Origin of the sequence: Vreelandella neptunia (genome assembly GCF_034479615.1) — a bacterium.
GTDB classification, from domain to species: domain Bacteria; phylum Pseudomonadota; class Gammaproteobacteria; order Pseudomonadales; family Halomonadaceae; genus Vreelandella; species Vreelandella neptunia.
In genome coordinates this window covers 1,052,242-1,077,514 of the sequence record NZ_CP140255.1, presented here as the reverse complement: position 1 = coordinate 1,077,514, position 25,273 = coordinate 1,052,242, and the positions used below count along the sequence as shown (strand labels likewise).

General features: G+C 55.3%; 27 protein-coding genes and 1 pseudogene. 10 read left to right on the top strand and 18 right to left on the bottom strand.

Features of this window, described 5'->3' with window-relative positions:
• The gene (locus SR894_RS04935) at positions 1-1,167 is read right to left on the bottom strand and encodes an efflux RND transporter periplasmic adaptor subunit (RefSeq protein WP_133731252.1); all 1,167 of its coding nucleotides are present in this window, start codon (positions 1,165-1,167) and stop codon (positions 1-3) included.
• Positions 1,168-1,775: 608 nt separating this feature from the next.
• Between SR894_RS04935 and SR894_RS04930 the strand changes: the two genes are divergently transcribed.
• A complete protein-coding gene (locus SR894_RS04930; protein WP_133731253.1) occupies positions 1,776-2,735 on the top strand; it encodes an AraC family transcriptional regulator in 960 nt (319 codons plus the stop codon).
• Between the two features lie 61 nt (positions 2,736-2,796).
• On the opposite strand, the gene SR894_RS04925 is transcribed toward SR894_RS04930, so the two are convergent.
• Together SR894_RS04925 and SR894_RS04920 are read right to left on the bottom strand one after the other, a co-directional pair.
• Positions 2,797-3,825, bottom strand: a complete 1,029-nt coding sequence (locus tag SR894_RS04925) for a GGDEF domain-containing protein (RefSeq protein WP_208862666.1) — start codon at positions 3,823-3,825, stop codon at positions 2,797-2,799.
• Positions 3,747-4,076, bottom strand: a complete 330-nt coding sequence (locus tag SR894_RS04920; RefSeq protein WP_208862667.1) for a hypothetical protein — start codon at positions 4,074-4,076, stop codon at positions 3,747-3,749. The genes SR894_RS04925 and SR894_RS04920 overlap by 79 nt, the downstream gene beginning before the upstream one ends.
• 45 nt (positions 4,077-4,121) lie before the next feature.
• Here SR894_RS04920 and SR894_RS04915 point away from each other — a divergent pair, with 45 nt between their 5' ends.
• Together SR894_RS04915 and SR894_RS04910 are read left to right on the top strand one after the other, a co-directional pair.
• Complete coding sequence (locus SR894_RS04915; protein WP_223287812.1) at positions 4,122-4,346, top strand: hypothetical protein; 225 nt, start codon at positions 4,122-4,124, stop codon at positions 4,344-4,346.
• Between the two features lie 236 nt (positions 4,347-4,582).
• Entirely contained in the window at positions 4,583-5,149 is a 567-nt protein-coding gene (locus SR894_RS04910; protein WP_133731255.1) for a manganese efflux pump MntP, read from the top strand.
• Positions 5,150-5,214: 65 nt separating this feature from the next.
• Here the strand turns inward: SR894_RS04910 and SR894_RS04905 are convergent, their stop codons facing one another.
• Positions 5,215-6,930 (bottom strand): sensor domain-containing diguanylate cyclase, encoded by a 1,716-nt coding sequence (locus SR894_RS04905; RefSeq protein WP_133731256.1) that lies wholly within the window; start codon positions 6,928-6,930, stop codon positions 5,215-5,217.
• Between the two features lie 1,183 nt (positions 6,931-8,113).
• Between SR894_RS04905 and SR894_RS04900 the strand changes: the two genes are divergently transcribed.
• Together SR894_RS04900 and SR894_RS04895 are read left to right on the top strand one after the other, a co-directional pair.
• Entirely contained in the window at positions 8,114-9,766 is a 1,653-nt protein-coding gene (locus SR894_RS04900; protein WP_133731257.1) for a sodium:solute symporter family protein, read from the top strand.
• A gap of 85 nt (positions 9,767-9,851) precedes the next feature.
• Positions 9,852-9,983: a putative transporter small subunit gene (locus tag SR894_RS04895; RefSeq protein ID WP_208862668.1), complete on the top strand. Its 132-nt coding sequence runs from the start codon at positions 9,852-9,854 to the stop codon at positions 9,981-9,983.
• A 125-nt stretch (positions 9,984-10,108) separates the two neighbouring features.
• On the opposite strand, the gene SR894_RS04890 is transcribed toward SR894_RS04895, so the two are convergent.
• From SR894_RS04890 to SR894_RS04870, 5 genes and pseudogenes are all read right to left on the bottom strand, one after another.
• A complete protein-coding gene (locus SR894_RS04890; protein WP_133731258.1) occupies positions 10,109-10,792 on the bottom strand; it encodes a DUF899 domain-containing protein in 684 nt (227 codons plus the stop codon).
• A gap of 81 nt (positions 10,793-10,873) precedes the next feature.
• On the bottom strand, positions 10,874-11,689 hold the full coding sequence (locus tag SR894_RS04885) for a glutathione S-transferase family protein (RefSeq protein ID WP_133731259.1): 816 nt from the start codon (positions 11,687-11,689) through the stop codon (positions 10,874-10,876).
• A gap of 148 nt (positions 11,690-11,837) precedes the next feature.
• Positions 11,838-12,023 (bottom strand): annotated as a pseudogene (locus SR894_RS04880) (aminoglycoside adenylyltransferase domain-containing protein); the annotation flags it as partial.
• A 171-nt stretch (positions 12,024-12,194) separates the two neighbouring features.
• On the bottom strand, positions 12,195-12,497 hold the full coding sequence (locus SR894_RS04875) for a VOC family protein (protein WP_208862670.1): 303 nt from the start codon (positions 12,495-12,497) through the stop codon (positions 12,195-12,197).
• 582 nt (positions 12,498-13,079) lie between these two features.
• Positions 13,080-13,997 carry a LysR family transcriptional regulator gene (locus tag SR894_RS04870; protein ID WP_133731260.1) on the bottom strand — a complete coding sequence of 306 codons (918 nt, stop codon included), beginning with the start codon at positions 13,995-13,997 and terminating at the stop codon, positions 13,080-13,082.
• A 160-nt stretch (positions 13,998-14,157) separates the two neighbouring features.
• Between SR894_RS04870 and SR894_RS04865 the strand changes: the two genes are divergently transcribed.
• Positions 14,158-14,538 (top strand): hypothetical protein, encoded by a 381-nt coding sequence (locus tag SR894_RS04865; protein ID WP_133731261.1) that lies wholly within the window; start codon positions 14,158-14,160, stop codon positions 14,536-14,538.
• Between the two features lie 70 nt (positions 14,539-14,608).
• Here SR894_RS04865 and SR894_RS04860 read toward each other — a convergent pair whose 3' ends face one another.
• From SR894_RS04860 to SR894_RS04825, 8 genes are all read right to left on the bottom strand, one after another.
• Positions 14,609-14,773: a hypothetical protein gene (locus SR894_RS04860; RefSeq protein WP_166650355.1), complete on the bottom strand. Its 165-nt coding sequence runs from the start codon at positions 14,771-14,773 to the stop codon at positions 14,609-14,611.
• 210 nt (positions 14,774-14,983) lie between these two features.
• On the bottom strand, positions 14,984-15,997 hold the full coding sequence (locus SR894_RS04855; RefSeq protein ID WP_133731262.1) for an aromatic ring-hydroxylating oxygenase subunit alpha: 1,014 nt from the start codon (positions 15,995-15,997) through the stop codon (positions 14,984-14,986).
• Positions 15,997-17,157, bottom strand: a complete 1,161-nt coding sequence (locus SR894_RS04850) for an ATP-grasp domain-containing protein (protein ID WP_133731263.1) — start codon at positions 17,155-17,157, stop codon at positions 15,997-15,999. The genes SR894_RS04855 and SR894_RS04850 overlap by 1 nt, the downstream gene beginning before the upstream one ends.
• Positions 17,150-18,472, bottom strand: a complete 1,323-nt coding sequence (locus SR894_RS04845; RefSeq protein WP_166650356.1) for a cell division protein FtsA — start codon at positions 18,470-18,472, stop codon at positions 17,150-17,152. The genes SR894_RS04850 and SR894_RS04845 overlap by 8 nt, the downstream gene beginning before the upstream one ends.
• Positions 18,399-19,247, bottom strand: a complete 849-nt coding sequence (locus tag SR894_RS04840) for an MBL fold metallo-hydrolase (RefSeq protein ID WP_133731265.1) — start codon at positions 19,245-19,247, stop codon at positions 18,399-18,401. The genes SR894_RS04845 and SR894_RS04840 overlap by 74 nt, the downstream gene beginning before the upstream one ends.
• The gene (locus SR894_RS04835; protein ID WP_133731266.1) at positions 19,244-20,254 is read right to left on the bottom strand and encodes an NAD-dependent epimerase/dehydratase family protein; all 1,011 of its coding nucleotides are present in this window, start codon (positions 20,252-20,254) and stop codon (positions 19,244-19,246) included. Before SR894_RS04835 ends, SR894_RS04840 begins: the two co-directional genes overlap by 4 nt.
• Positions 20,251-21,246, bottom strand: coding sequence for a 3-oxoacyl-[acyl-carrier-protein] synthase III C-terminal domain-containing protein (locus SR894_RS04830; protein ID WP_133731267.1), 996 nt, complete (start codon positions 21,244-21,246; stop codon positions 20,251-20,253). The genes SR894_RS04835 and SR894_RS04830 overlap by 4 nt, the downstream gene beginning before the upstream one ends.
• A gap of 172 nt (positions 21,247-21,418) precedes the next feature.
• On the bottom strand, positions 21,419-21,706 hold the full coding sequence (locus tag SR894_RS04825) for a hypothetical protein (protein ID WP_133731268.1): 288 nt from the start codon (positions 21,704-21,706) through the stop codon (positions 21,419-21,421).
• Between the two features lie 209 nt (positions 21,707-21,915).
• Between SR894_RS04825 and SR894_RS04820 the strand changes: the two genes are divergently transcribed.
• Genes SR894_RS04820 through SR894_RS04805 form a run of 4 tightly spaced genes read left to right on the top strand, consistent with a single transcriptional unit; the run spans position 21,916 to position 24,826 of the window.
• Positions 21,916-22,737, top strand: coding sequence for an aldo/keto reductase (locus tag SR894_RS04820; RefSeq protein ID WP_133731269.1), 822 nt, complete (start codon positions 21,916-21,918; stop codon positions 22,735-22,737).
• A 51-nt stretch (positions 22,738-22,788) separates the two neighbouring features.
• A complete protein-coding gene (locus SR894_RS04815; protein WP_133731270.1) occupies positions 22,789-23,202 on the top strand; it encodes a hypothetical protein in 414 nt (137 codons plus the stop codon).
• A complete protein-coding gene (locus SR894_RS04810) occupies positions 23,199-24,158 on the top strand; it encodes an aldo/keto reductase (RefSeq protein ID WP_133731271.1) in 960 nt (319 codons plus the stop codon). Before SR894_RS04815 ends, SR894_RS04810 begins: the two co-directional genes overlap by 4 nt.
• Positions 24,155-24,826: an MFS transporter permease gene (locus tag SR894_RS04805; RefSeq protein WP_133731272.1), complete on the top strand. Its 672-nt coding sequence runs from the start codon at positions 24,155-24,157 to the stop codon at positions 24,824-24,826. The genes SR894_RS04810 and SR894_RS04805 overlap by 4 nt, the downstream gene beginning before the upstream one ends.
• A gap of 81 nt (positions 24,827-24,907) precedes the next feature.
• On the opposite strand, the gene SR894_RS04800 is transcribed toward SR894_RS04805, so the two are convergent.
• Positions 24,908-25,246, bottom strand: coding sequence for a low molecular weight protein tyrosine phosphatase family protein (locus SR894_RS04800; RefSeq protein WP_133731273.1), 339 nt, complete (start codon positions 25,244-25,246; stop codon positions 24,908-24,910).
• Positions 25,247-25,273: the final 27 nt, after the last annotated feature.

The window sequence follows — 25,273 nt, the reverse complement described above, 5'->3', positions numbered from 1 at the left end:
TTAGTCCTCTCTGGCAGCAATGGCGGGTTGAGCATCAGCCGCCGGTGCTGCTGGCACCGTTTGAGGGCTCACTTCCATGCCCGGCATAAAGACTTTTTGCACCCCGTTGACGATCACCCGGTCGCCGGCAGCGACCCCTTCGCTGATGACCGTGCGCTCATCCACCTGGCGCCCTGTGTTGACCTGACGCCGCTGGGCCAGGTTGTTATCATCCACTACATAGACGTAGCGGCGATCCTGGTCGGTCAGGATCGCCTTGCCATCCACCAGTAGCGCTTGCGCCAACCGAGCGACCGGCATTTCGACCCGCGCAAACTCACCTGGCCGAATGCGGCCATCAGGGTTGGCCAGCACCGCCCGGAATTGCAGGGTGCCCGTATTGGGGTTCAAGCGATTGTCGATAAAGTCCAGGGTGCCAGTGAACTGCCGCGTGGCGTCACCACCCAGTTCGATCTGCAGACTGTTCGGCTCCTCTCCACTCAGTAATGCATGGCTGGCAAACGCAGCCTGCTCGTCCGCTTCGAAGTAGACATGAATCGGATCGATGGTGACCAGCGTGGTCAATAGACTCTGGTCGGCGTTGGCTAAGTTACCGCGAGTGACCATCGCCCGACCGACGCGGCCACTGACCGGCGCTGTAATGCGGGTGTATTCAAGATCAAGCTCGGCGGTCTGCAACGCTGCCTCGGCGGCATCGACCATTGCACGAGCGTTACTCAGGGCTGATTGACGCTGGTCATGCACTTCCTGGGAAATGGCCTGACGCCCTAGCAACACCCGGGCGCGTTCAGCTTCACTGCCAGCCTGAGCCTGCTGGCTCCTGGCCTGGGCAAGATCCGCTTGGGCGGCGTTAACACGGGCCTGGTATGGACGTGGATCGATCAAGAACAGCAGATCTCCCTGCTCTACCAGCTCTCCCTCCTCGAAGGCGACTTCCTGGATATAGCCGCTGACTCGCGACCTTAGTTCAACCGTTTCCGCGGCTTCCACCCGCCCGGTGAAAGACTCACTCAGCACTATCGGCTGAGCCACCATACTCACCACCTCCACTTCTGGCGGGGGTGGTGGCGCAGCCGCTGCTGCTTCCTCGCTCTTGGCTTCGCAACCGGTAAGCAAAGCCGCTATTAGCAGTCCCAGGAGGATTCCCCGACTGCTTGCCGAAAGCATGGTGTGAGCCCCCCTTCTTCTAGGGGCATCTTCTCGAGAGATAGCTCTTCGAGAGAGAGTATTTGGAAAAAGAGTACTTGCAGCGAGTACTCTTTGAGACAGGTTTCCCATGATGAATTGCTCCAATGGCTACCGGAAACCGATAGCCACATTGGTTATATAATTTTCGCCTCACGTTGGCGATTGGCGTTTAACTAGACGGTTCAGCAGCGCCAAATTCGACATCACCCTGGAATCTCGAACGCAATTGAAAGCAACCGATCAACAGTAGGTGTTGTCATTAGGGAGGGTTAAATAGATTGGCCATACCGAGCAGCGCGCTGACTGTCTACCAGATGCTGCTTACAATAGGGCGCGCAAAGGCGGTGGGGGTAGCGGGTTTCTGCAGCAAGATTGCCTAATTCTGTCGTGGAAGTGGACGACTCAGCTAGGTAAGGTGATCAAAAGACCGCCCTGCTTCAGTGTTTAAGCATAATGACCGTTTAATGACACACGGCGCGGGTTGCCGGTTCCTGCGCAGTGCTTGCCCAATCCTGCAAAACGCACTGAAAAAGCCTTCGCTCCACGAAACGAAGGCATATACTGCGAGCTGTTAGGGAGGAGAGCCTTTGAACGATATCGTGCCTGAGCAGGTCACTCATTTGAGCGACAGCCTGCCGCAACAATTGAGCAAAGTCGCCCGCCGTTGGGCACTCTTGGAAGAGCTTCAGGACACAGCGATTGCTGAGGTTCAACTGATACGCGCAGATTCCGCGACTAGCTTTCACTGTGCCGTATATGAGCCGTGCCTATGCTTTGTCATTCAGGGCAGCAAGACCGTCCAATTGGGTGATAAGGAGATCGCTTACAGCAGCCTAAGCTACATGGCAAGCGCCGTGCATCTGCCGGTGGTGGGCAGGATAGATCATGCCACTCCAGAGCAGCCCTATCTGGCGGTGAAGGTTTCAGTAGATCCTCAAGAGGTCGCCGGGCTGATACTGGAACTGGGCGACAAGGCACCGGCAGCGGGCCAGGATGCTATCTGCCCCGATATGGACTGCGGACTTTGCTCTGCGCCCATGAATACGCGAATGCAGGGCGCGCTTTATCGGCTGCTGAGCCTACTCGACTCACCGGAAGATATTCCAATACTTTCGCCCCTAGCTAGGCGCGAGCTAATCTACCGGGCACTGATGGGAGAAATGGGGCCTCAAATGCGCCGGTTTGCCGCCTCGGACTCTCAGGCGAATCGGATTGCGCGGGTGATTTACGCCCTTAAAGAGCGCTACGCCCAACCGCTTAAGATCCGTGATCTGGCAGATGCCGCCAATATGAGCGAGTCGACGCTTTATCACAGCTTCCGCCAAGTCACTCGCATGTCGCCTCTGCAGTATCAAAAGAAGCTTCGCCTACATGAGGCCCGGCGGCTGATGCTGGCAGAAGGACTGGAAGCGGCCACCGCCAGCTATCGTGTGGGTTACGAAAGCCCTTCACACTTTAGCCGCGAATATAGCCGCATGTTCGGCGCGCCACCTCGCGCTGACGTCAGCCAATTGAGAGGGCAACACGCGGTACCCCAGCCCGCCTAAACAACAGCGTGATCTGCAGCAGTTGCAACCGGGCAGAAACGCCTTAGTAGACAAAGAAAATTTAGAACAAAGCTGCGTCTGTCTTATCAAAGGAATCGTAAAAACACATCTGGTTTGAGCCGAATTTCTTGGCTCTATACATGGCCTGATCCGCCGCTTCTAGCAGCGCACCTGGGGAGCATGCGCCCTGGGGATACGATGCAATTCCAATGCTGACAGAAACCAGGACAGGTTTGGGCGCCAAGTAAAAAGGCAACGCTAGTGTATCCACAATGCTCTGGGCTACACGTTCAACATCCTCATGGTGTTCAGTACCGGTAAGCATGACGGTAAATTCATCCCCACCTAAACGAGCCACCGTATCGCTTTCCCGGACACATTCAGTTAGACGTCCAGCAACCGCTGAAAGTAACCGATCCCCCGTTTCATGACCAAGTGAATCATTGACTTTCTTAAAGCCATCAAGATCCATGAAAAGTAGCGTAAGAGGCTGGCTACTGCGTTTGGCATGCTTAATTTCCTGCTCCAGACGATCCAGGAATAAACGCCGATTCGGCAGCCCGGTGAGAAGATCGTGGTGAGCGTTATGCCATATTTTCTCTTCAGCGAGTGCCTGCTCGGTAATATCTCGGAGCATACAAACGGTTGCTTCGGTATTTAAATGCTCGTCCAACACGGGCGCAAGTAGATACTCGAACCTTTCACCCTGGTCTGAAGCAAAGGTATGAACGAACTTACCTCGGAAACTGGACTGCTCAGCAATCACCTTCTCCAAGTTGCGCTGGAACTCTGAGGCAAACGGAAATTCGAGGTCAAAGTTGGACTTTCCTATGATCTCCTCTGGCTTGATAGCGAAAAGATCGGCAGTGGCCTTGTTGGCATACGTAAATCTACCGTTGAGATCCAACACATAAATCGGATCCGGCGAGGCAACCAGAATGGCGCCGAACAGCCGGGTTTCCATCTCTTTGATGGTCGCATAGTGCTCCAGCGATTCGGCAACGGCCTGATCTATCGCTTCATGAAACCGGGTAATATCTTCAAGCTGAGGGCCGGTAACCGCGGGATGCGCTTTAGTCCAGAGCGACATGACGCTCGCGCGCAGGGCTCGTTACCATCGTCAGGCCCACAGCCTTTTGATTTTGCGGTCTGTTCGAACTCGTTTTGGTCGGAATCAATATCGTCAGCAATCACCAGAAGCATGTTTCTGGCGTGGTCGCGCAGACCGGACGTATCCATATGGTTAGCATGAAGGATGGTTTTGGCGAACTCTTCCCAATCCTGAAGAATCGGTTCTATTTCAGCGCGAATAAACGCCGCTAAGCGTATATTTTTCGACATTGCTTTGGCTCCCAATAGCAGAAAGGATCAAGGGAGACGTACGCCATGCGCGACTTTTCACTTTTAATCCCTGTGATAGTCATGCTCAGCATGCTGACGCAAATCATCAGAAATCCATTGCGACACACCTTAGCACGAGTGCTGAATGGCCAAGCATGGTTTCTCCAACGCATAGGTTCAATGCAGCGGCTAAATGGCTGCTCTAACACATTGCCATTATCAACTATCAGCTTTAAAACAACTAAAGCCCCACGTAAAAAAGACAAATAAAAAACTATTAAAAATTAAAAAAACAACAAAATAAGCCAATATAAAGACTTTTAGCCAAGACTATATTAGTTCACTAATACAAACTTTATTTTTAATCTCTTAGCTTTCTTAAGCATTAAAGCATGCTAGGATTCGCTCTATTAAACGCCCTACATTTACCCTCAGACATGTTTTTTTATCACCGTAGCCTTGGGTTTATATACGCGGTACTTATTCAGCGAGAGCATGCATATTTCATGACACCCATCACCCTACTATTCCTAGCTGTTTCCATGTCAGCGGATGCTTTCGCCGCCTCCATCAGCAAAGGTGCTGAGCTGCAAAAGCCCCGATTTCGCCATGCTATCGGTATTGGCTTGGTATTCGGCGTAATCGAAGCCATCACGCCTTTACTCGGCTGGGCGGCTGGAATGGTATCGCAACAGTATGTGCAGGCCTGGGATCACTGGGTAGCCTTTACCCTGTTGTCGGTGATTGGCTCGCATATGATTTATACCGGGCTCAAGAAAGAGCACAAGATAGAGCACCGTAAACAAACACTCTGGCTATTAATCCTAACCGCCACTGCTACCAGCATTGATGCCATGGCCGTCGGTGCTAGCCTTGCCTTTATCGATGCCAGTATCATCGCCACCAGCTTGGCTATCGGCCTCGCCACCACCGTCATGGCCTCCATCGGCACACTGCTTGGTCATAAGCTCGGTAAGTTTGTTGGCCACTGGGCGGAGCTTATCGGTGGTGTTGTGCTAATCGGAATTGGTTTGGCAGTATTGGCGGAGCACACAGCTTTTTTTAATGCTTAACTATCAGCCTATAGTCGTGAACCCTTTCAAAACTGGAGGCCCTCCTTGTTAAGCGGTTGAGCTGGTTAATTGGCCCACTCGACCCTGTTTCGGCCTGCGGTCTTGGCTGCATAGAGTGCCTTGTCAGCGCGCTGAATAAAGTCAATTTCGTTCTCTTCACCCGCCAATTCAGCGACGCCGAAGCTCGCCGTCACATGGCCAACGGCGGGATGTTGGCGATCGGCAAGCGTCTTGCGTAGGCGCTCAGCCAGTTTCTCAGCCTCGTCCAGCGTCGTTTCTGGCGCTAGGATGGCAAACTCCTCACCACCCCAGCGGCAAACAACATCGCTTTCACGAACTGCTTCGCACAGCTCGTGCGATACAGCAGTGAGAACGCTGTCGCCCACCGAGTGGCCGTAGCGATCATTGATGCTCTTAAAGTGGTCGATATCCAGGAAAATCAGCGCTACTGGCCGTCTATAACGCTTGGCGGTGGCGCACACCACCTCCAAGCGTTCGTCGAAGCCGCGCCGATTGAGAGTACCGGTTAAGTGATCCCGCTCAGCACGCTTGAGGTCGCTAATATCCCGCACCAAGGCATAGAACCCTTTAATATCCCCCTGGGCTCCGCGCTCCGGCGTGTAGTCCACCACCACCGGGATGACCCGGCCGTTCGGGTGCGGGAAAAGGCTCTCGAAAGTAACGTGCTCGCCGGCCAGCGCCGCTAGTATATACGGGCGAATATTATTGTATGCCGCCTGACCCATGACGTCGGCCACCGGCCTGCCCAAAATTTGATCGGCGGGGCGATCATACCAGCGGGTGTAGGTGGCGTTGATTTCGCGGTAGCGCACCTTTTGGTCGATGAACGCAATGAGTATCGGCAAAGAGTCCACCAGCAGACGGCGCCGGTCGCGCTCGCCTTTAAACAGCCGGGCATCGGCGAGTGACGAAGCCAACACTTGGCTGGCCATACTGAGCACTTCCATATCGCTTTCACTGAAAGCGTTGACGCGTGCAGCGTAAACTTTAAGTACGCCAAAACATTGATCTGCGTAGATTAAGGGTACTAACAGGCCCGAGCGAAAACCTACCCGATCGGCGGCCTCGCGAGCTACGCGTGGCTCGATATGGGTATCGCGACAATGGATTGGCTTTTGAGTACGGTAACAAACGCCCGAAAGGCTAGCACTCACCGGTAGCCGCATGCCAACAGAGCTCAGCGCTGTCCCTGCCGTTGCGGTATAGATCATTTCCTCCCCCATGGCCTCTTCCACTGCGGCGCCATCAGCACCGGTGACGACGAGCCCGATTTGCGCTACTTGCTCGCGCAGGGTTTGCAAATCTAGGCCAGCGGTACCCACCCGAGTCTGTATATCGACCAACCTTTGCAGTTGTCGGCGATGCTGTTCAAGGTCACGTAAAGCAGTGACATCGCGCTGTACCGCGATAAAATATGCTGGCTCTGCATCGTCGGGATAAGGTCGAATCGACCATTGCATCCGAAAGGCAGTGCCATCCTTGCGGTAGTTCACTGTCTCTCCGCGGAACGTCTCGGCGGCCCGAAGCTGGTTTTTTAGCCTCTCTAACAGTTCACGATCAGTGTCAGGGCCATGGAGTATACGAGGCGTCTGGCCCTCAAGTTCGGCGGCGGTATAGCCGCTCAGTTCGCAAAAAGCAGGATTAGCATAAACGATCGTGGGGCCGGGCAGATCCAATCGAGCATCTGTGATCAGTACGGCATCCGAGATGGCTTCAAGCGAGGCTTTTAGCAGGTCATTGTCAGAAAAGGGCAAGCTCATGGGCGATCGCCACCATCAAAACGCGTCAGTGGGTTTAACGAGGCTTTTTTGCTTAAACACCTCTGGGCTGACAAAGCCCTAAGTACTATGTCTTTTAATGCAATAATAGCCGACCTTGGAGTACCCGAACACCCGATCTTGCCTAGGCGCTCTGTCTGAAAACTGGCTGCGCTCGATCATACGGCGTTAAAAACCGGCTCAAAGTACTCATTCACACCACGAAAACTCCGTCTTTTCGTCGATTTTTCAGACAGAGCCTAAGCAGACAGAGCCTAAGAGAGAACATTAATTAGGCCGATTTTGGCGGGGGCTCATCACTTACAAGCCTTCCATATAGTGCGGAATCTGAGACAACACCATCGATTTACCAGCGCTGCCTTAGCAAGCCCTCTTGTGAAAACCCAAGCTTTTACAGTGCTTGCGCAGAGGAGTGGTTATCTGGGTCAATCTCAGCGCGTCTGGAGTCGCTGTTATAGCTGAACAGCATGCACTTCCCGGCCAACTCACCTGTCGATTTCAGGCCCTGAATTCAAGTATTAAGCCCAGCACCAGTAATTCTTGGCGTCGCATTGAGTCATTGCGGCTATTAACGAAATCCAGGGCATCTTGCATTCCCATCCAGGGTGCTGTGTTCCAGTACTTCATCACCTACGGAGTTGATTGATTGCCACGACCCAAACACCTCGCTGCTTGGCTGGGCGAAGAAGCGCTGCTTTAAGCTGAGATGTCATAGGCTGTTGTGCCATAGCTTTAACCTGGCAATTAACAGCACTCCAGTTAAAAGGAGCAACCCTCTCTCTCCGAGTGGGCTGCCTGTCGCCATGTGCTAATGCTAAGCATACCTATGGCCTTTTCAGGGCACGGCGTAGCTGCCCCGCCTGCTGATTCCCAGCGTGCCGGGCTTCAACCTGTACTGTTCGCGCTTAAGGGAGTAGGGTAGCCCTCCGGATCGACTCCCCGAGCGCTTTGTTGCGATTCACTGTGGAAGTCCATCTGCCTCCCTATTTAAGGCGTTTCCAACGCCTGACACTTGCACTACCTGATCGCCAACCGCGATCTCATCTCGCTACAGACATAACAGGAAGTTGATCTGTTTTTTGCTTACGTCCTCTGGTGGCCACTTCCGTAATGGAATGCTGGTTGCTATTTAGGACGCTAAGACTGCAAAGCCTATGGGTATTCAATGAACGAAGAAAGTTTCTATCAATTCTCGACCGTGACTGTGCTCGCCTTGTTGGCGTTTTTTTACGGCGGCACTTACCTGCTGACCCTGCTGATTAAGAAGAAAAAGGAAAATACCGACGCCTTTATGGTGTCCAATCATCAGATCGGCTTTGGTCTTGGCGCTGCCAGCATGACCGCCACCTGGATCTGGGCAGCCTCGTTCTACGGCGCCGCCACCTCGGGTTATACCTACGGCATTTCTGGCCCTTTGCATTACGGGCTGTGGGGTGCGCTGATGATTCTGTTCATCTACCCCTTTGGCCGCCGCTTTCGCAAACTGGCGCCCAATGCACACACCCTGGGTGAGCTTATCCATGCCCGCCATGGTTCTTCCAGCCAGCTGATTCTTGCCTCCTCCAACATTCTGGGCAGCATCATCAGTCTGATGGTCAACTTCACGGCTTCCGGCGCACTAGTCTCGGTACTCTCGCCACTCTCCTTCCAGGCCGGGGTGATCATCGCTGGGGTTGGGGTACTCGGCTACACGCTGTGGTCGGGTTTCCGCGCCTCGGTACTCACTGACTTTGCTCAGCTAATGGCAATGATGGCGGTCGCGATTCTGATAATTCCAGCGGTGATGTTCGCCCTTGGCGGCCCGCAAACGCTGTCCGACGGCATGAGTCTACTGACGCCCGAACAGGCGAATCTGTTCTCAATGGACGCTATCCTCAACCAAGGTGCGCCCTTCTTTGTGGCGGTGCTGGCCTACGCCATTGGCAACCAGACTATTTCCCAGCGGCTATTCGCCGTGCGTGAAGACCACATCAAGCCGACCTTTATCACCGCCACCATTGGTTACGGTGCGATCGTTATCGGCCTGGGCATGATTGGTTTGATGGCGTTGATGACTGGCATGGAGCCCATCGGTGGCGACATGAATAACCTGATTCCGCAGATGGTTTCCATGTACCTCTCGCCGGTGTTTATCGGGCTGTTCTTTATTCTGGTCATCGGTTCGCTCTCTTCTACCGCCGACTCGGATCTCTCCGCCATGTCAGCGATTGTGATGGCCGATGTATATGGCAAGAACATCGCTAAAAACAAACCTAATCCCACCAAGATGCTATTTATCGGCAGGCTGACCATGGTCGTCGCGACACTGATTGGGGTGATTCTCGCCAGCTTCTCCATGGATATTCTGATCATGCTGGTCTTTGTTGGCGCACTCTGGGGCGCAATTGTGTTCCCGGTCATCGCCAGCTGTTTCTGGGATCGCGTTACTAATACGGCCTTCACCTCGGCGGTGATCGCGGGCCTGGTGATGTTCTGCGTCGCACGATTTGAGCTCCTGCCCTTGATCGGCATGGTCGGCGGGCTATTCGAATTACTTGCCGCCGTAGGTGGTGGTGTGGTGCTCGGCTTGATGGCCTTCGGATTCTGTGGGCGTAGAGTCGGTGTGATCTTCGGCGCACTCAGCGCCATCGTGCTGGCCTACTTCAGCATTGGCTTCCTGCGCGACTACACAGTGCTGCTGGCCTCACTGATGGCCTACGGCGTCAGCACCATCGTTTGCATCGCAATCAGCCTGATGAGTTCAAACAAGTTCGACTTCTCGCAGATCGATCAGAAAGTAATCAACTACGACCCGGCCAAACCTGCTCCCCAGGCCTAAGCCCTGTGAAAGCTCTTTGAAATAAGCCGAAATCACTTCATCAACTGGTGCGCCATCACGCACCAGCGAGACAATAGGAGAGCATATGCAAACCTTTATATTGGCGGTATATGTACTGATCTGGCCGCTGATCTCACTTGTCATCTTCGCGGTGATTGGCATTGCCACCGTCAAAGATATTCGCGTGGCTAAGCGCGAGAAGCGTGAGCTGGTTTGAAACAGCTGTTAATAGACGGATAGTAACGGTGCCAATTGGAAGAAGTCTGGACGCGGCAAAGGATTGCCGTGGTTTAACGAGGATGGTCTAACCGCCCCCTGTCCTCTTGGCGAGCGCCAGTATTCTTAAACATCATACTCATCATGGCGGCGGTTCCATTCATATGGCTTCGTCTGAGGCCAGCCTTCCGGAGAATCCTCCCACGTTTCCTGGCGACCATAAGGTGTTAAATCCAAGTACGTCCAGAAGCTACCTAAATATTCGACCCCACGCGCCCCGGTAAAATAGGTGCGATATATGTCGTTTCCGTCGCGGAGAAACACACTGGCTCCGTGCCTTTCTCTATCCGCTGTCGTCACCCCAAAATCATAGTTAAAGTCACTCTCAAACGACGAGTACCAGGGAATCGTCCACCCCATACGTGTTTTGTACTGGTTGATTTTCTCTAGAGGAGCCCGTGAAACCATTACCAGCGAAGTATCACGAGCATGTAAATGGGCCGGGTGAGTCATGGCATCGGCAACCCACGAGCACCCGTCACACCCCGCTTTCCAATCAGGCGCGTACATAAAATGATAAACAATGAGTTGCCGACGCCCACCGAACAATTCAAGGAAAGATATGGGGCCTCCGTCGCCATGGAATTCGTAGCTTTTTGCTACTTTCACCATGGGTAGCTTTCTACGCTCCGCACTCAAAGCATCGCGTGCTCGGGTCAGCTCTTTCTCTTTTATAAGAAGCTTATCCAGCGCTGATTTCCACTCTTCTGAAGATACGATACTTGGTAGCGGCTGTTTAGTGGTTGCCATTACCTCACTCTCCTATGTGTCTCATGAGCGACTTCGAGTCGCACCAGCACTAACCATCTTCACCAAGACGGTAAAGACTACTTACACGGCCAAGCGGCGATTATACGCATCAAGGCATTTATGCCACGCAGGCCGATCATGGCAGCGCGTTAAGTAGGCCGTCACATTAGGGAACATATCGAGAAGTTTTGTATGCTGTACCTGACTTAATGCAGCAACCATCAAAATGTCTGGATAGGTGAACTGGTCGCCAAGCAAATAATGCTTGCCGATGAGCACATCATTGATGACCTCAAGGTAGTCCTTAGCCATCTCTACGAGCGCTGGACGTCGCAATTTTGCCCACTCTGCATCTGCTTCAAATAAGTCAATCACCGCAATTTGGGTCATGGGTGGTTCAACCGTATCCAGTGCATCAAACGTCCATTGCAGGGCTTTGATACGCTTTGGTTCGCTCGTCGGCAGAAGTCTTCCTGACTGCTCCGCCAAGTAAATAACAATGGTGCCTGATTCAAAAATAATAACGCCGTTATGATCGATAGCTGGCACTTTACCAAATGGGTTGATTGCCAAATAATCAGCGCCATGTAGTTCCCCAGCAAAGTCATCGAGCCCGTGAACCTGATGAGGCAAGTCGCACTCTTCCAACGCCCATAGCACACGTAAATCCCTTGTAATCCCAATTACCTGTGGCGTTACTTTCCCAAATCCATACATAGTAATCATCATCAATTCCCTCACGAAAGCTGCTGCCCCAAAACTGGGCTGCACTCGAATGGTCAAACTATTACCTAGTCGTTCGAGAGTGAGCGAAATCGACAAGCTCCGATGTATTTTCTTGTTGGCACTATCTGCTATAACCGGCACGACGAGTGAGTTGTTTTCAGCAATATTCATTCTGATCGTCAGAACCTTCTCGCTGCCAGATACCAAGACACGCCTCAATAGATTTTCGCAGACAGCAGGTGAGCGCTTTGAACTCCCACTGCTTCTCGTCCCAGCGATCCTCAATATTTCCGAGGTAACCTTGCTTAGCGTAGTCCTATAAAGCTGCGTGTTCCTTTGCTAGTTGGCCTTTTGCCCATTCAGCCGCGACATCTTTTGAAGCAATTTCACCCGTTGCTGCCGTTAGCCACATGCGAGACAAGGTTAAGACCACATTGCGTTCGTCGCCTGCTGTCTCTGACAGCAACGTAGGCAGGTTTCGGGATGAGCCCTGCCTCGAGCTCATCACGCAACCACTCACCGTATATAAGTTACGCCCGAGGCGGACTGAGCCTGTTTTGCTTCATTTGGGATTACTATGCTTGTCAGCATTTGATCTTAACGTCCTAGAAACAGGGTTCAGTCGAACTCGTGACGCCCAATGAAACGCGAGACGGTTGTAGCCATTTACAGGGGATTATTCAGCATGATCGTAGCCGCCTTCAGCAAAGGCCATTAGGCAGAAACCATTGCCAAATGGATCGCTCATCGTCGCAAGTATCCCCCAATCAAAAGACTTGATTCCTCCTTCCTGGACAGCACCCACCGAAACTGCCTGTTCGACTGCTGCGTCAAGATTTTCAACAATGAAATCCAGATGTACTGGCGTCCAGTGCCGCTTGAAATCACGTTGGAGAGAGGTGTCTGGGGCAGCAACGCTCGCATGCTCAATCAGGTAAATGGAGGCAGGCCCTCCCCCCCATTTCTGCAACCGTACCATCGAATGAGCTGCAAGCCGAGCCCGTGTTCGTAGAAGGTAATTGCTTTCCTAATGTCCTCTACATCAATGTTTACGATGAATTGCATACTCCCCTCAACTATCTGAACGATGCTTGAGCTCACCTATGCCCGTCAGGGCATCTGGTACGTTGCCTTGTTGGGTAATTTGCAGCAATGTTTCGATCTTTATGGACTGGCCAAGAAACTCCAATATTTGACACCCAGATGCTACTTGGTGGAGTCCAAAGCCAGACAGCTGGTTGATTGCTAAAGCCAGCGCTTGGTAGGAATCTACTCCACATGTATGTCGAATAAATACTTGGCTCTCGTTGATTAGTATGCGAACAGGGCATCGGCAGTCTCAACGTCCTGAATAGGCTGGCCAATTTCGAGGCGCATTTGTTGCCGTGTACCGTCAATGACGACCTCAAATAGACGCGAAGCAATTGTTGCGGTGTATGACGTTGAAATAGGATCCATGAGTTTCCTTTACTCCGTGCTGAAACCACACGCTTGTTTAGGCGACATTGTTATCTAAGCACAAATCCAGTAACAGCTTACTGCGCCATAGTAGCGAACCAAGCTAGCCTAATAATGGCCCGGCTAGTCGTTGTTTCTGTGCACGAACAGCTTCGGTTAGAAAGTCCATAAACGCATGAATCCTAACTACACCACGTAGATCCGGGTGCATCAGAAACCACAAGCCATACTCCAGCTCGGGGATGGGATTAGTGAGCTGGATAATGTCTGGGTCTTCGTCGGCAAGATAACAGGGCAGAACGGCCAACCCCATACCGGAGCGAACAGCGCTGAGTATATTGACCAGGGTATCCACACGGTAGACACAGGCCGTTTTCAGCGCGTGCTTATCCATCCACTGATCCAGTGCTGAGTCCTGCAATCGTGATCCGGCACCAATCCAGGGTTGGCGAGCAAGGCTCTTGATGGAAGCCACTGGTGTCAAATTTAGGCTTCGGTGTCCGTAGACAGCTTGTCCAATAGCGGTCAGCGGTCGCCCAATCAGATTTTCAGGGGGAGCGTTGGAGGGACGGATGGCGACGTCAGCTTCTCTGCGTGTCAGGTTGAACAACTGGTTGGATACGGCGACATCCAGCAAGATGCCTGGATATGTATGCTGAAACTGCGTGAATAGAGGCGAGAGCAGTCCCATCAACAAAGAGTCCGTTGTGGTAGTCCAAATTTCCCCACTCGGCTCCAAGTCGCGCCCGGCGACTTTACGTTCGGCGTCCAAGGCGGCTTCATCCATTATTCTGGCGGTGCCGGCGAGTTCTTCTCCAGCAAGCGTTGGCCGGTAGCCGGTTCGGCTTCTTTCAAAAAGAGAAACACCCAGACTCTGTTCGATATCACCCAGCCGTCGGAAAACCGTGGCGTGACTGACGCCCAGAGCGCGTGAAGCACCCGACAGCGACCCTGCGTTCGCGATTGCCAGAACGACCTCAAAGTCATTCCACGCCAAGTGACTTCTTGTTTTCTGTGTCATGGCAGAAGGTTACCTGAGACTCTTGCCTGTTCGTTTTTGCAAAGTTAATGCTCACTTCTATGGAATACCTTGCAGTTTAGAACAAGACTAGCATGAACCTGAACCTATGAGACCACGCAATCATCCCGACACCAGTGACAACGCAATGGAGGTCAGGAAAATGCTGAACTCAACAAAAGAGCAGAACTTCCAACGCCACGACTCGTTACCCCGCAGCGATAACGATGACATGCCGAAAGGAAGTGCTGACGACTCGCTCAAGGAAAGCATCCCTTCCAGATACTGCGATGGCCGGGGAGGCATTAATCTTGAGCGTGTACGGCTTGATCAGCACGAGGCTCGGCGCCTAGTCATTCAGTCGAGATACGACGTATCCAACAATTATGGTCTCGCTGACGATGCTATTACGCTTGAGCAGTTGAACTCAGTGCTACCTGAAAAGTGGGCCCCGCCAACCTCTTCATGCACGCGCATCCGACTCTTTTTTGTAGATTGTGACCTTGCCTGGCCTGCGCACGCCGACTTTTCAGAAAAAGCCTAGGCATTAGTCTGACTCTATAGGCAACTGTTTTTAAACTTCCCCTGTGCGCTCGTTAAGACGCTTTGCTTGCTCATGGTTCGGTCAAACCATAAGACACCATAAAGAGTGCGAAGAGAGGAATCGCCACGACCGTCGCAGCAGCATCAAATGTAATGGCTACAGGCGTTGCGATAACACGCCCGGCTGTATCGATGGGCCCCTGGGCATGCTCATACAGACTTGATACTCGATACATGCTTCCCTCCCGGTTATGGCTCATGGCAGTCAAAGTAAACTTTACCTGACCAGAGCTTTAAAAAACCGGGATTTTTATAAGTATAATTTAACGTAAATACCAAATTAGCGGAGAGCGACTCGTTAGCTTAACGCCCATCCAAGCTGGTCGCCCGCGTCAGGCAACAAATACAAGCCCGCGCAGAGGCAAGCGGTGCGTGGATTAATTAAGCTAAAGCTTTACCTTAACAGCGGGGTCAGTGCCAGGCTCTAACTGCTCGCCTATCCAGAGCCGATGCAATCGGGTTTTGAGAATATCGCCAGGCCCAGAGATGAATTTAGGCTGACCGAAGTGAGTCATCACTTCGTGTTGGCGCTCTAGTGCACGACGATCCTGCGAGACCACTGGGGCCAGGAACAACCGAATGGCCGCCTGTTTGAGCCAGCCTGGCGACACCCCCTTGGGCGTCGAAAAGCGTGCGAAAGGCGTGAAACTACTTCCTGTCGCTGGTGTGAAAATGGCGGTGACACACAGGGTTAGCTTGGTCTCACCTTCCCACCGCGCTTGAACCGTAGTGGGCGGATAATAGCGCGATACACTGCGCGAGCGGTCGCGCTCCAAAAAGCGCGACATCAGACCATAGTCAGGCTGGGTTTGCTCGATGGCCATATCGATCCCGTCGCCGTGGCTGGTAACAATCAGCTCCACTGGCAAGCGTCGATCCCGTCGGCGGATAAAACCATGATGCAGATGATTGGTGTGGAACGGATCCATAACGTTTTCAACCGCATCGTAGGCACGCCCCACCCAGGTGCCTTGTTGCCACCAGAAATGATCAAGTTCAGGGTTGCCAAAATCAGGCGGTAATACAGGCTCGGGCGGTGCCGCGTCAGAAAGCGTCACAAATATCCCGCCGTGCCGTTCAACCACGCGCAGTGCATCGGCCTTCAGTTTTTGATCATGGGCCGTATCGACCAGACAACCGGGCACTTCGGCACAGGTTCCATCGCTTGCGAAGCGCCAGCCGTGGTAAGGGCACTCGAGTGCCCCCTTGTGCACACGCCCTTCAGAAAGTGGGTAATTGCGGTGCGGGCAACGATCGACCAAGGCACCAATCCCCTCTTCACTGCGAAAGAGTGCAATCGGTGTATCGCAGCACATGACTTTTTGCGCTTTGCCGCGTTTCAGGTCTTTCGATAAGGCAACCAGGTGCCAGGCATCGCGGACTGACTGGGGAAATGTCATTAAGGCAGCTCCTCACCATTCCACTCGAGATCGTAAGTGGCGGCGGCATTAGTCGAGATATTGTGTTTGAACCCCGTCAGGGAGAAGGAAGCGGCGTCGCAAAGCGCACCAAGCAAAGGCCAGCGATCGCCAGGCCGAGACACCACATCGCGCCCGGTAGCAAAGCAGCGCCACCAATCGCGCACACGCGCACCTCGCACCGCCTGCGGCAGGCCAAATACGACCATCGCCGGGCCAAGATAAAGAGTGCGTGGCGCGGCCTCAGGTGCGGCAATCCCGTCACCGATTGCATGGGCAAGATGACCGACCCCAGTGAGCAGATGTACACCGCTGGTCGCGCGCGGATTGCACTCAAGCAAGTAGGCAGCGCCAGCTTCATCGAACATTGCATCGCAGGCGAACTGCCCGTGAATGACGGCACACTGCGCCAGGCGAGCAGCTATTTTGCGTAGCGCTTCGCGATGCTGATCAGCGGCAGGTTCGAAAGCATAGCCAGCTCCCCCGCCCAGGCGCCAGCTGGAACGGTAGGCAGCAAAGGCAACCAACTCTCCCCGATGCGCCACGCCATGAAAGCAGACTTCTTCGCCGTGGATACGCGCCTGTGCCATCCAGGGTGCGTCGGGGCTGGGTGTAATAGCGGCCAACACACGCCGGTCAGGGGCGACCAGTGCGCTATCACCAAATCGGCTGAAGCGCGGCTTGAACACCCACTCGCGACTTCTGCTAGCGAAGCGTTCCAGCCCTTCTACGCAATCTATCGGGTGTCTTTCCGGCACAGGTAGGCCCCATTCGCCGCAGTGGCGTGCAAAGGCGAACTTGTCGTGCAGTTGGCGCAACGTGGCAAGGTTAGGCACAAACAGGCGCTCACCCAATCGGCGATGAAGGGCGGGCGCTGCAAGATGGAAAACCTCCTCACAGGTCGGCACCACTTGCTCGAAACCGAAGGTATCGACTAGCTCGACAATACGCGCGCGGAAGGCTGCGCCCTGCTGACGGGGCGCGGGATAGCGGTGAACCCGCGCAGGTGCTTTCGACCAGCGCGCCATACGCACCGGTACGCTGTCAGCCAGATGCGGCTCCCATCCGGCCGCGGCGAAATCCCGGGCAATATCCAGCGCGGCAACCGCCCGGGCGCCGGTGATAAGCACGCGTCTAGCCATCGCGCCACACCACCTTACGGCGCTTGGGGCCGCTCCACGCGCTTAGATCATGAACGACCTCAACCGGCACCGGCAAATCGCATGCCTGGCTCAATGCCCGTGCAGCAGTCGTTGCGCTTGGGGTGGAAATCGGGGTGGAATTAGCATCTGGGCAAGGCGGCGACAAATGCAGCACGACGCGCTCAGGCCCCGCTTCAGCCTGCCAGATCTTGTCACCCCCCAGCTCCGCCTCAAGCGCGGCTACCACTTGGGGCGGAGTGACGGCGCGACCCTCAAAACGCCAGATATCGCTCACCCGGCCTTGTGGCGCATGGATGACGCGACCCGCAAAACCGCACGGGCAGGAACAAGCGTCGAGCTCTAGATAATCGTCGCCGCGAACACGGACAATCGGTTGGCTGGTGCGGCGAAGATCGGTAATGATCGGTCGATAGCCGGGCGTGCCGGGAACCGGCTCAAGCTCGATAGCCAACGCATGGTCGTTGAGATGCAGCCGGCCGTTCGCACACTCAGCGGCCAGAAACCCTTCGGTCGCTTGGTATATTTGGCGTGGCCTTACTCCCAACCGCTTAGTAAAGAAGTGGCACTCAGCTTCACCGGCCGGTTCGCTGCCGCAAAACAGGTATTGCAGCGATGGGAAATGCGCCCATGCTTGGGCAAAGGCTGCCAGCCGATGGGGAGGGGCGATCAGGATCGTCGGCTCGAATTGTGCCAGTTCTGCAACGCTCTGTTCAATCGACGCTTCGAGGGGGAAATGGGCAAACGTAAACCGCCCTCGCCCCACATCGCTGTAGAGCGCATTACTGGCGCGCAAATGCAGGGCGAGTCGCTGGCGCTTGAGCAAGGCACGCGCCGGTAGCAGTCGGGCAAGACTCTGGCCGATGTAGTCGGCACGCTCGGCGGGGCTGGCGAGAAAGAGCCCTCGCGCACCGCCTCCCGTTCCGGTCGACCAGCCTGCCGACAATTCGCCAACGGCAGCCCCTTGCTCTGCGGCGGCGGCCAACCCGCGCAGTTCCTCATCGCTCATGCCTAGGCTGTTCCAGGCACCGTAATCAGCACGAAGATCCGCGATGTCAGTGACCGGAAACTCAGCCAGATCACGACCAGCATAGTTTGCCAGTGCGGGCGTACGGGCAATGACAGGCTGCAGCTTGCGCCACATATTGGCTCGTCGCGCAGCCAGTTGCACCGGCGACATGCTCAGCGCACGCCGCGTTCGTAGCCACGCGGCTAAGACCCGGTCAGTTCGCATCATGGCCGCCAAAGCGCTTGGCACTGGCAGCGCAATGCGAAGGTAGGATGACCAAGTCGCCATTGCAGCACGCCGCCTCGCTCAACAGGTTTAGCGTTGCGCGATAACGCCGGGTATCGCCGAGAAGCGCGGTAGTAAGCCGCGGCGGTGGCCGGCGCTGCGTGATTGACTCGCCAAGCCACACCGCATCGGCAGCCAGCAAGACTTGGCGATCGTCGGTGGTGCGCAGTGCCAGCCCCCAGTGGCCGACGCAATGGCCGGGCAGTTCGACGGCGATCAGGCTGCCATCGCCCAGGATGTCACGACCTTCGCTAAAGGGCGCAAATCCACTGGGTAGCGCCACTGCTGGCGCATCTTCGAAAAAGCGAGCATTGGCATCGGCCGCCTGGGGAACCAGTGCAGGCAGCATGCCCTGGCGCACGCGGCCAAAGCGACCCGGCCGACGCAATTCGGATAGGCCCGCACGGGCGCAGTAGACCGGCCGCTGGGCAAGGTGGGTCATTCCCGCGACGTGGTCGCCATGAAAATGCGAGATAATGGTGCCAACAATCGCGCTGTCTTCAATCCCATGGGTAGCGAGCCAGGCGCTCCACGCCTGCTGCGCATCGATGTTGACCGGCGTTGTCCAGCGATAGAACCGCTCGGGAAACGTCTCGGTTGCATCAATAAAAGCAGGATCATAGCCAGTATCGAACAACAAAATACCCCGCGTCGGGTGATCAATCACCCCCACCATGGCGGGAAAATCAACCGCACATAGGCTCCCACCGGAGAGAGTGGCGATCTCTGGATGGCGGCATAAACCGCGCTCAAGCCAACGGAATCCGACGCGGATCATGGCTGCTTTTCCCCCGTGGCAAGCTGCCGCGCTTCGGCCAGTAGGGTTGCCAGCGCATCATGCTGGGGTCGGTAGCCGAGTAATCGTTGAGCAGGCTCGAGATCAAAGGTCTGAGAGTAGGCCAGCGTCGCCAGCTTGTAGCGTGTCAGCATCGGCTCGCGGGCGGAGCGCATCAGCAGCGCAGCGTTTTCACTGAGCACAGCAATAGCACGCGCCAAGCCAACCGGCAGTGAGACAAGCTGCGGTGTTTTGCCTAACGCATCGGCGAGCTTACCAGCCACTTCGCGTACCCTAATGGGGCTACCTCCCGATATATTGATCGCCTTTCCGGCAAGCCCAACCGCCCGCTCCTCAGCGGCGCAGATGGCCCACGCGGCGTCGCGCAGATCGGTCAACTCAATCAGCGCCCGGCCGCCACGCGGAAGCGGCATCCGCTCGCGCCCCGCCAGTTCGGCCAGCTTGGGCAGGATCACCCGGTCGCCCGGCCCCACCAGTGCACGCGGGCGAATAGCGCAGCAGGCCATGGCGTCTTCCCGCTGTGCAAGCACGCTGCGTTCCGCCGCGAGCTTGGTACGTGCGTAGTGGTTAAGTGGCTGAAGCGCGGGGGCGTCATATTCGCCGATAGCTATCCGGTCATGATACGCAGCAAAAATCGACGGCGAAGACACAAACACGAAACGCCTAACGCCCGAGCGGCTGGCCGCTTCAAGCAGGCGTTCGGTCAGTTGAATATTGTGGATCTCAAATGCTCGCCGTGGGCCCCAACTGGCCGATAAGGCGGCGGCATGAATCACGCTATCGACATCCTTCAGGAGCTCGCAAAGCTCAGCTTCTGGGTGAGTAAGATCCACCCTAACGAACTGCGCGCCGAGTGACGTTAGCGCGTCTCCCGCCGCCTGCGAACGCCCTGTGGCTCGCACAGCATGCCCGCGCTTTAGCGCCTCGCGCACCAGCGCCATGCCCAGCCCGCCGGTCGCCCCGGTGATAAGGATGCGCCGTTGACTCATAGCTTGAGCACCATAGCACTGGCACTGATCCCAGCAGCGGTACCCAGCAGCAGGATATAGTCACCCGGCTTGGCGACACCCGTCGTAAGTGCGTGGGCGAGCACGGACGGGATTGAGGCGGCGATTTGGTTACCGGTCGTTGGGAAAATATTGACCACGCGGTCACTATTGGGTGCGAAAAGCCGCTTGATATGCTCGACCCCAGGTGCACTGGCCTGGTGGCAAATTACGCAGGCAAGATCATCCTTGCTTATTTCCGCCTGTGTGAGTGCACGCTCGATGACGCCAGGCAACGCTTTGGCAGCGGCCTTGAAGATGCCAAAGGCGTCCATCTCGAAATAGGAACCGGCCACCAGCGCCTGGTAACCTTCAGCAATGCGCAACTTTGTGCCGCCCGCGCGAAGCTGCGCTAGCGCGTGGTGAGCACCATGGGTAACCGAAACGCTTGAACGCATTCCGCAGGTAGGGTCTGACGTCGCTTCAATCGCCAGCGCTGCCGCGCCATCGCCAAAGATGGAGCGCGTTTTCGGCTCCTCAGGGTTAAGCCCTGCCGACGCGATATCGCTCGCAAAGACAAGCGCGCGCCGCCAGCGCCCGCAGGCAATTCCCATGGCGGCGATATCCAGTGCCACCATAAAGGATAAACAGGTCTGGTTAACGTCAAAGCTAGGCACGCCGGACTGGCTAAAGCCGAGACGGTTCTGGACTAAAGCGGCTGTAGACGGAATCGGTTGCTCCATAACGCCACAACCGCCGATGATGACGTCGGGCGGTGTATTGCCCCAGCCTGCGCGGTTCATCGCCTCGCGAGCGGCCTCTGTCGCCATCATCGAGGTTGTCTCATCCCCGCTCGCGACATGGCGCGCGGCAATGCCAAACTGGCGTTCAGTCCAGCCAGGCGGATGACCTTGGCGCTCGTCCAGGCTGCGCGAAGTTAGCAGGATACGGGGGCGATAACTGCCCCACCCGGCAATCGTGAAGTTGCTAATCATATGTCCAATTCTAACCGATTCGCTCTCATACTCTAATAAAGCTTAATATCAATCAATTAGAAATTAGATGATGTTCATTTTATGGTTAACCTGGCGGAGCCTGTAAAGGAGATCCGATCACACGCTAAAAGAAACTCGTTGTTTGCGGATAGATGTCTGCTGCTTACGTTTGTTAAATTCCGATTGCACCAACTGTGGCTAAACCCAGGTAGAGAACCAACACTGCTAACAACCTAACCCACCACAGCGTAAACTGCCTGTGAAACAGGTTTATAACAAACAGCATACTTCCTACCATCCCAACTAAAACACCTAATCCAACAACTATCGCCCCTGGCTCGCCACCGAGAAGGTAGGCGCGCATTATTTCTGGAAACAAACTCCAGGCAAAATGGATGAGCAAAGCAATTACAATACTTGCTAAACCAGTAACTAACGCTGTGAGTTCGATCCTAAACATGGGACTCCAATACGCATTTAACGACGCTTATCTCCGGTGACAAAACCGCCGAGAAGTAGGGTAACAAACAGCACTTCCTCAAGCTGCACAACGCTCTATCAATAGCGATAGTAGGTTTGCATAAGGTGCTGGTTTTGATCCATGAACTGCAATGGCGAGGGGAAGTCAGAGCCAGTATCACAGCAGTCAATACAGGAGGAGACAGCGGTATGCAGATGATTGAGCTAGGTGGAGAAAGCGTACCCCGTATAGGCCAGGGCACTTGGCATATGGGCGAGAATGCCGGGCAGCGGCAGGCTGAGGTCAGGGCGCTGCGTGAAGGCCTGGATCTGGGCATGACGCTGATCGATACCGCCGAGATGTATGCCGAGGGCGGTGCTGAAGATGTCGTTGGCCAAGCAATCCACGGTCGGCGCGATGAGGTGTATCTGGTCAGCAAGGTCTACCCACACAACGCCAGTACCCAGGGTGTTCAAGCCGCCTGCGAGCGCAGCCTGCGCCGGTTGGGCACCGACACTATCGACCTGTACCTGCTGCACTGGCGCGGCCAGTACCCGCTGAGCGAAACAGTGGAAGCATTCGAACGGCTGCGCGAGCAGGGCAAGATCATGCGCTGGGGCGTGTCTAACTTTGACATTGACGACTTGGCAGAGTTCGACGCGCCCGCTTGCGCCACCAATCAGGTGCTCTACAACCCCGAAGCACGGGGCATTGAATACGACCTGCTGCCCTGGCAAGCACAACACAACATGCCGCTCATGGCCTATTGCCCGATCGGGCAAGGCGGCGCGCTACTGCATGATGCCACACTCCAACACATAGCCGACAAACACAGCGCCACCACCGCGCAAGTCGCCCTCGCCTGGGCACTGCGCCACCCCGGTGTGATAGCAATTCCTAAGGCTGTGAATCTGGATCACCTCAAACAGAACTTTGATGCAGGTAACGTCAGACTCGACGACGATGACTTGGCACAGATCGACGCCGCCTATCCTCCACCAACGCGCAAGCACTCTTTGCAGATGGTGTGAGGACGCGCCATTAACGGATCAGGATTAACGGACTAGGACAGGAGCGCTGCCATGTCACTGCACGCCCGACAACCCAACGCCTGGATTAGCTTCCTCGCCCACCTGCTGTTTATCCTTGCCGCGTGGACGCTGTTCATCAAATACCTGTTTCCCGTTGGTTACGCGCTGGCATACGGCGAGCCCTGGGCACGCTATATCTATTGGGATCTATGGCCATTAGCGCACGTCTGGCTAGGCTGGGCGCTGCTCGAACGGCCTCGCTATACGCGTGCCTTGGCGGTGGGCATGTCCGTCATTGAAATCCTCATCATCGGCACGCTTTTCGCCCGTTTTCTCGCCGACCCTGAGTGGTCGATCTGGCGCACCAACTGGTTTGTGAATAAGGTATTTGTACTGACCTGCTTTGTGCTGGTGTTGGCTGCCACGGTGCCGATTCAACAAAACCTGAAGGAGCGACCGCTATGAACTATCACATCAGGCATCGCATCAAGCATGGCATCACGCGCAGACAAAGCCTTACGCTCATCGGCGCCACGCTCGCCGCCATGGCGCTCCCCACCGCATCGCTTTTTGCCAACACGGGAGGGATGCGCCACAAGACTTTTGCGGGCACGGACAAAACGCTGCCCGTGATTGGCATGGGCACCTGGCGCACGTTCAACGTTGGCAGCGACCCTGAGCTGCTCGATGCGCGTACCGAGGTGGTTAAGGCATTCTTCGAGTATGGCGGCGGCCTCATAGACTCTTCGCCCATGTATGGCTCGGCGCCGGATGTGATGGGCTATGCCCTGCAACAGCTCGGCACGCCCGAAAGTCTGTTTTCCGCAGAGAAAGTCTGGAGCCCCGCCGGTGGTTCTGCCGGTGAACAGGTGGCCGAGCTGAAAGAGCGCTGGAAGGTGGAACACTTCGACCTGGTACAGGTGCATAATCTGACCGACTGGCGGGAGCACTTAGCAGCGCTGCAGGAGATGAAAGCCGAAGGCATCATCCGCCATGTCGGTATCACTACCTCCCACAGTCGCCGCCACCGCGAGATCGAGCAGATCATGACGTCAGAGGATATCGACTTCGTTCAGCTGACCTACAACATCACCCACCGCGAGGCTGAAAACCGGCTACTGCCCCTGGCAGAAGAACGGGGCATCGGCGTGATCGCCAACCGCCCTTACGATGGCGGCAGCCTGATCCAGAACCTCAAACGGCGTGACGCGCCATTGCCCGAGTGGGCCAACGAGGAATGTGGCTGCACAACCTGGGCGGACTTTCTGCTGAAATTTATCGTCAGCCACCCAGCCGTAACTTGCGCGATACCCGCCACCACCCAGGTAGAGCACCTGCGCGAGAATATGCGCGCTGGCCACGACCCAATGCCTTCGGCCAATGCCCGGCAACGGATGGCCGCCTATATCGAGTCGCTATGAACGCGTGGACAAGCTACCAGCTACAGGACTTTATTCCCTTCACAGCGGAGGTTTACTTTCGCTTACTGGAGCGAATGGGCGAAACCTTCTGGCCGCTGCACCTGCTGACCTTTGCAATGGGCGCCACCACCCTTTTTCTGGCGCTGAGATACCGCACGCGACTCGCCCGCCTGCTACCCGCCCCACTCTGGGCCTTCGTCGCCGTCGCGTTTTTCATTCAGCGCTATGCAGAACTTAACTGGGCGGGGGGCTATGTTGGATACGCTTTCATCGTCCAGACCGTTCTGTTGGTAGTGATGGCGTTAACGGGCTGGGGAATGGATAAAACTTCGAGCCGCACCAGCCTACCCGTCGTTATGGGCACCGCCATCACCCTCTTCGGCCTGATCATCATGCCGCTGATGGCGCCCCTGAGCGGCGGCTCCTGGTACCAGGCAGAAGTGTTCGGCATTCATGCCGACCCCACGGCGGTGACCACGCTGGGCCTGATGCTTATTATGTTGCGGGGCTTCGCCCTCTGGATCGCCGTCATTATTCCAGCGCTCTGGCTGGTCGTGTCTGGACTGACGTTGCAGGTTCTAGAGTCGACGGGTGCCGCTGTGCTGTTCGCCGTACTGGTGATTGCGCTGGTTGGGCTTGTTTGGAAGAGCATTGCGTCCAAGCGATAGCGACTCAGCACCAGTACTTTCGACACTGAGGCACGAGGACTACCCTATGGGTCTGGATCGTTGTCACTGTAGTTAACTTGGCTACTTTTCAACCGTCGATAATCGTACATACTCTGGCACCCTTTCCTTGAGCAAGTTGATGAGTTCCGGCTCCATGAACTCATAGTGATCAGGAATATCCAGGCAGACCAGCAGCTTCTCCTTCAACACGTCCTTGTACGTCCTGGCGACCTCATCCTGGTGGTGCTTTTCCATCACCAGGACGATATCCGCCCACTCAATCAAACCCCGGGAAACGGGCGTTTGAGCATGTACCCCTGTACCAGCGCCGATTGCCTGGATGCCGGGATAAGCGGCAAAGACACTTTCCGCCGTCGGACTGCGCAGCCTGTTTTCGCTGCATATGAATAGAAGGTTCATAGATGCTCCCTTGTTTACTGTATGTTC

Bases quoted from the DNA above. Each gene is read 5' to 3' on its own strand.
- SR894_RS04890 (WP_133731258.1), bottom strand. From the start codon at position 10,792: ATGGCAACCACTAAACAGCCGCTACCAAGTATCGTATCTTCAGAAGAG.
- SR894_RS04865 (WP_133731261.1), top strand. From the start codon at position 14,158: ATGCTGAACTCAACAAAAGAGCAGAACTTCCAACGCCACGACTCGTTA.
- SR894_RS04905 (WP_133731256.1), bottom strand. From the start codon at position 6,930: ATGAGCTTGCCCTTTTCTGACAATGACCTGCTAAAAGCCTCGCTTGAA.
- SR894_RS04820 (WP_133731269.1), top strand. From the start codon at position 21,916: ATGCAGATGATTGAGCTAGGTGGAGAAAGCGTACCCCGTATAGGCCAG.
- SR894_RS04895 (WP_208862668.1), top strand. From the start codon at position 9,852: ATGCAAACCTTTATATTGGCGGTATATGTACTGATCTGGCCGCTGATC.
- SR894_RS04815 (WP_133731270.1), top strand. From the start codon at position 22,789: ATGTCACTGCACGCCCGACAACCCAACGCCTGGATTAGCTTCCTCGCC.
- SR894_RS04830 (WP_133731267.1), bottom strand. From the start codon at position 21,246: ATGATTAGCAACTTCACGATTGCCGGGTGGGGCAGTTATCGCCCCCGT.
- SR894_RS04810 (WP_133731271.1), top strand. From the start codon at position 23,199: ATGAACTATCACATCAGGCATCGCATCAAGCATGGCATCACGCGCAGA.
- SR894_RS04845 (WP_166650356.1), bottom strand. From the start codon at position 18,472: ATGGCGACTTGGTCATCCTACCTTCGCATTGCGCTGCCAGTGCCAAGC.
- SR894_RS04840 (WP_133731265.1), bottom strand. From the start codon at position 19,247: ATGATCCGCGTCGGATTCCGTTGGCTTGAGCGCGGTTTATGCCGCCAT.
- SR894_RS04885 (WP_133731259.1), bottom strand. From the start codon at position 11,689: ATGAATATTGCTGAAAACAACTCACTCGTCGTGCCGGTTATAGCAGAT.
- SR894_RS04920 (WP_208862667.1), bottom strand. From the start codon at position 4,076: ATGTCGAAAAATATACGCTTAGCGGCGTTTATTCGCGCTGAAATAGAA.
- SR894_RS04935 (WP_133731252.1), bottom strand. From the start codon at position 1,167: ATGCTTTCGGCAAGCAGTCGGGGAATCCTCCTGGGACTGCTAATAGCG.
- SR894_RS04870 (WP_133731260.1), bottom strand. From the start codon at position 13,997: ATGACACAGAAAACAAGAAGTCACTTGGCGTGGAATGACTTTGAGGTC.
- SR894_RS04900 (WP_133731257.1), top strand. From the start codon at position 8,114: ATGAACGAAGAAAGTTTCTATCAATTCTCGACCGTGACTGTGCTCGCC.
- SR894_RS04910 (WP_133731255.1), top strand. From the start codon at position 4,583: ATGACACCCATCACCCTACTATTCCTAGCTGTTTCCATGTCAGCGGAT.
- SR894_RS04860 (WP_166650355.1), bottom strand. From the start codon at position 14,773: ATGTATCGAGTATCAAGTCTGTATGAGCATGCCCAGGGGCCCATCGAT.
- SR894_RS04925 (WP_208862666.1), bottom strand. From the start codon at position 3,825: ATGTCGCTCTGGACTAAAGCGCATCCCGCGGTTACCGGCCCTCAGCTT.
- SR894_RS04850 (WP_133731263.1), bottom strand. From the start codon at position 17,157: ATGGCTAGACGCGTGCTTATCACCGGCGCCCGGGCGGTTGCCGCGCTG.
- SR894_RS04875 (WP_208862670.1), bottom strand. From the start codon at position 12,497: ATGGTACGGTTGCAGAAATGGGGGGGAGGGCCTGCCTCCATTTACCTG.
- SR894_RS04800 (WP_133731273.1), bottom strand. From the start codon at position 25,246: ATGAACCTTCTATTCATATGCAGCGAAAACAGGCTGCGCAGTCCGACG.
- SR894_RS04915 (WP_223287812.1), top strand. From the start codon at position 4,122: ATGCGCGACTTTTCACTTTTAATCCCTGTGATAGTCATGCTCAGCATG.
- SR894_RS04835 (WP_133731266.1), bottom strand. From the start codon at position 20,254: ATGAGTCAACGGCGCATCCTTATCACCGGGGCGACCGGCGGGCTGGGC.
- SR894_RS04805 (WP_133731272.1), top strand. From the start codon at position 24,155: ATGAACGCGTGGACAAGCTACCAGCTACAGGACTTTATTCCCTTCACA.
- SR894_RS04825 (WP_133731268.1), bottom strand. From the start codon at position 21,706: ATGTTTAGGATCGAACTCACAGCGTTAGTTACTGGTTTAGCAAGTATT.
- SR894_RS04855 (WP_133731262.1), bottom strand. From the start codon at position 15,997: ATGACATTTCCCCAGTCAGTCCGCGATGCCTGGCACCTGGTTGCCTTA.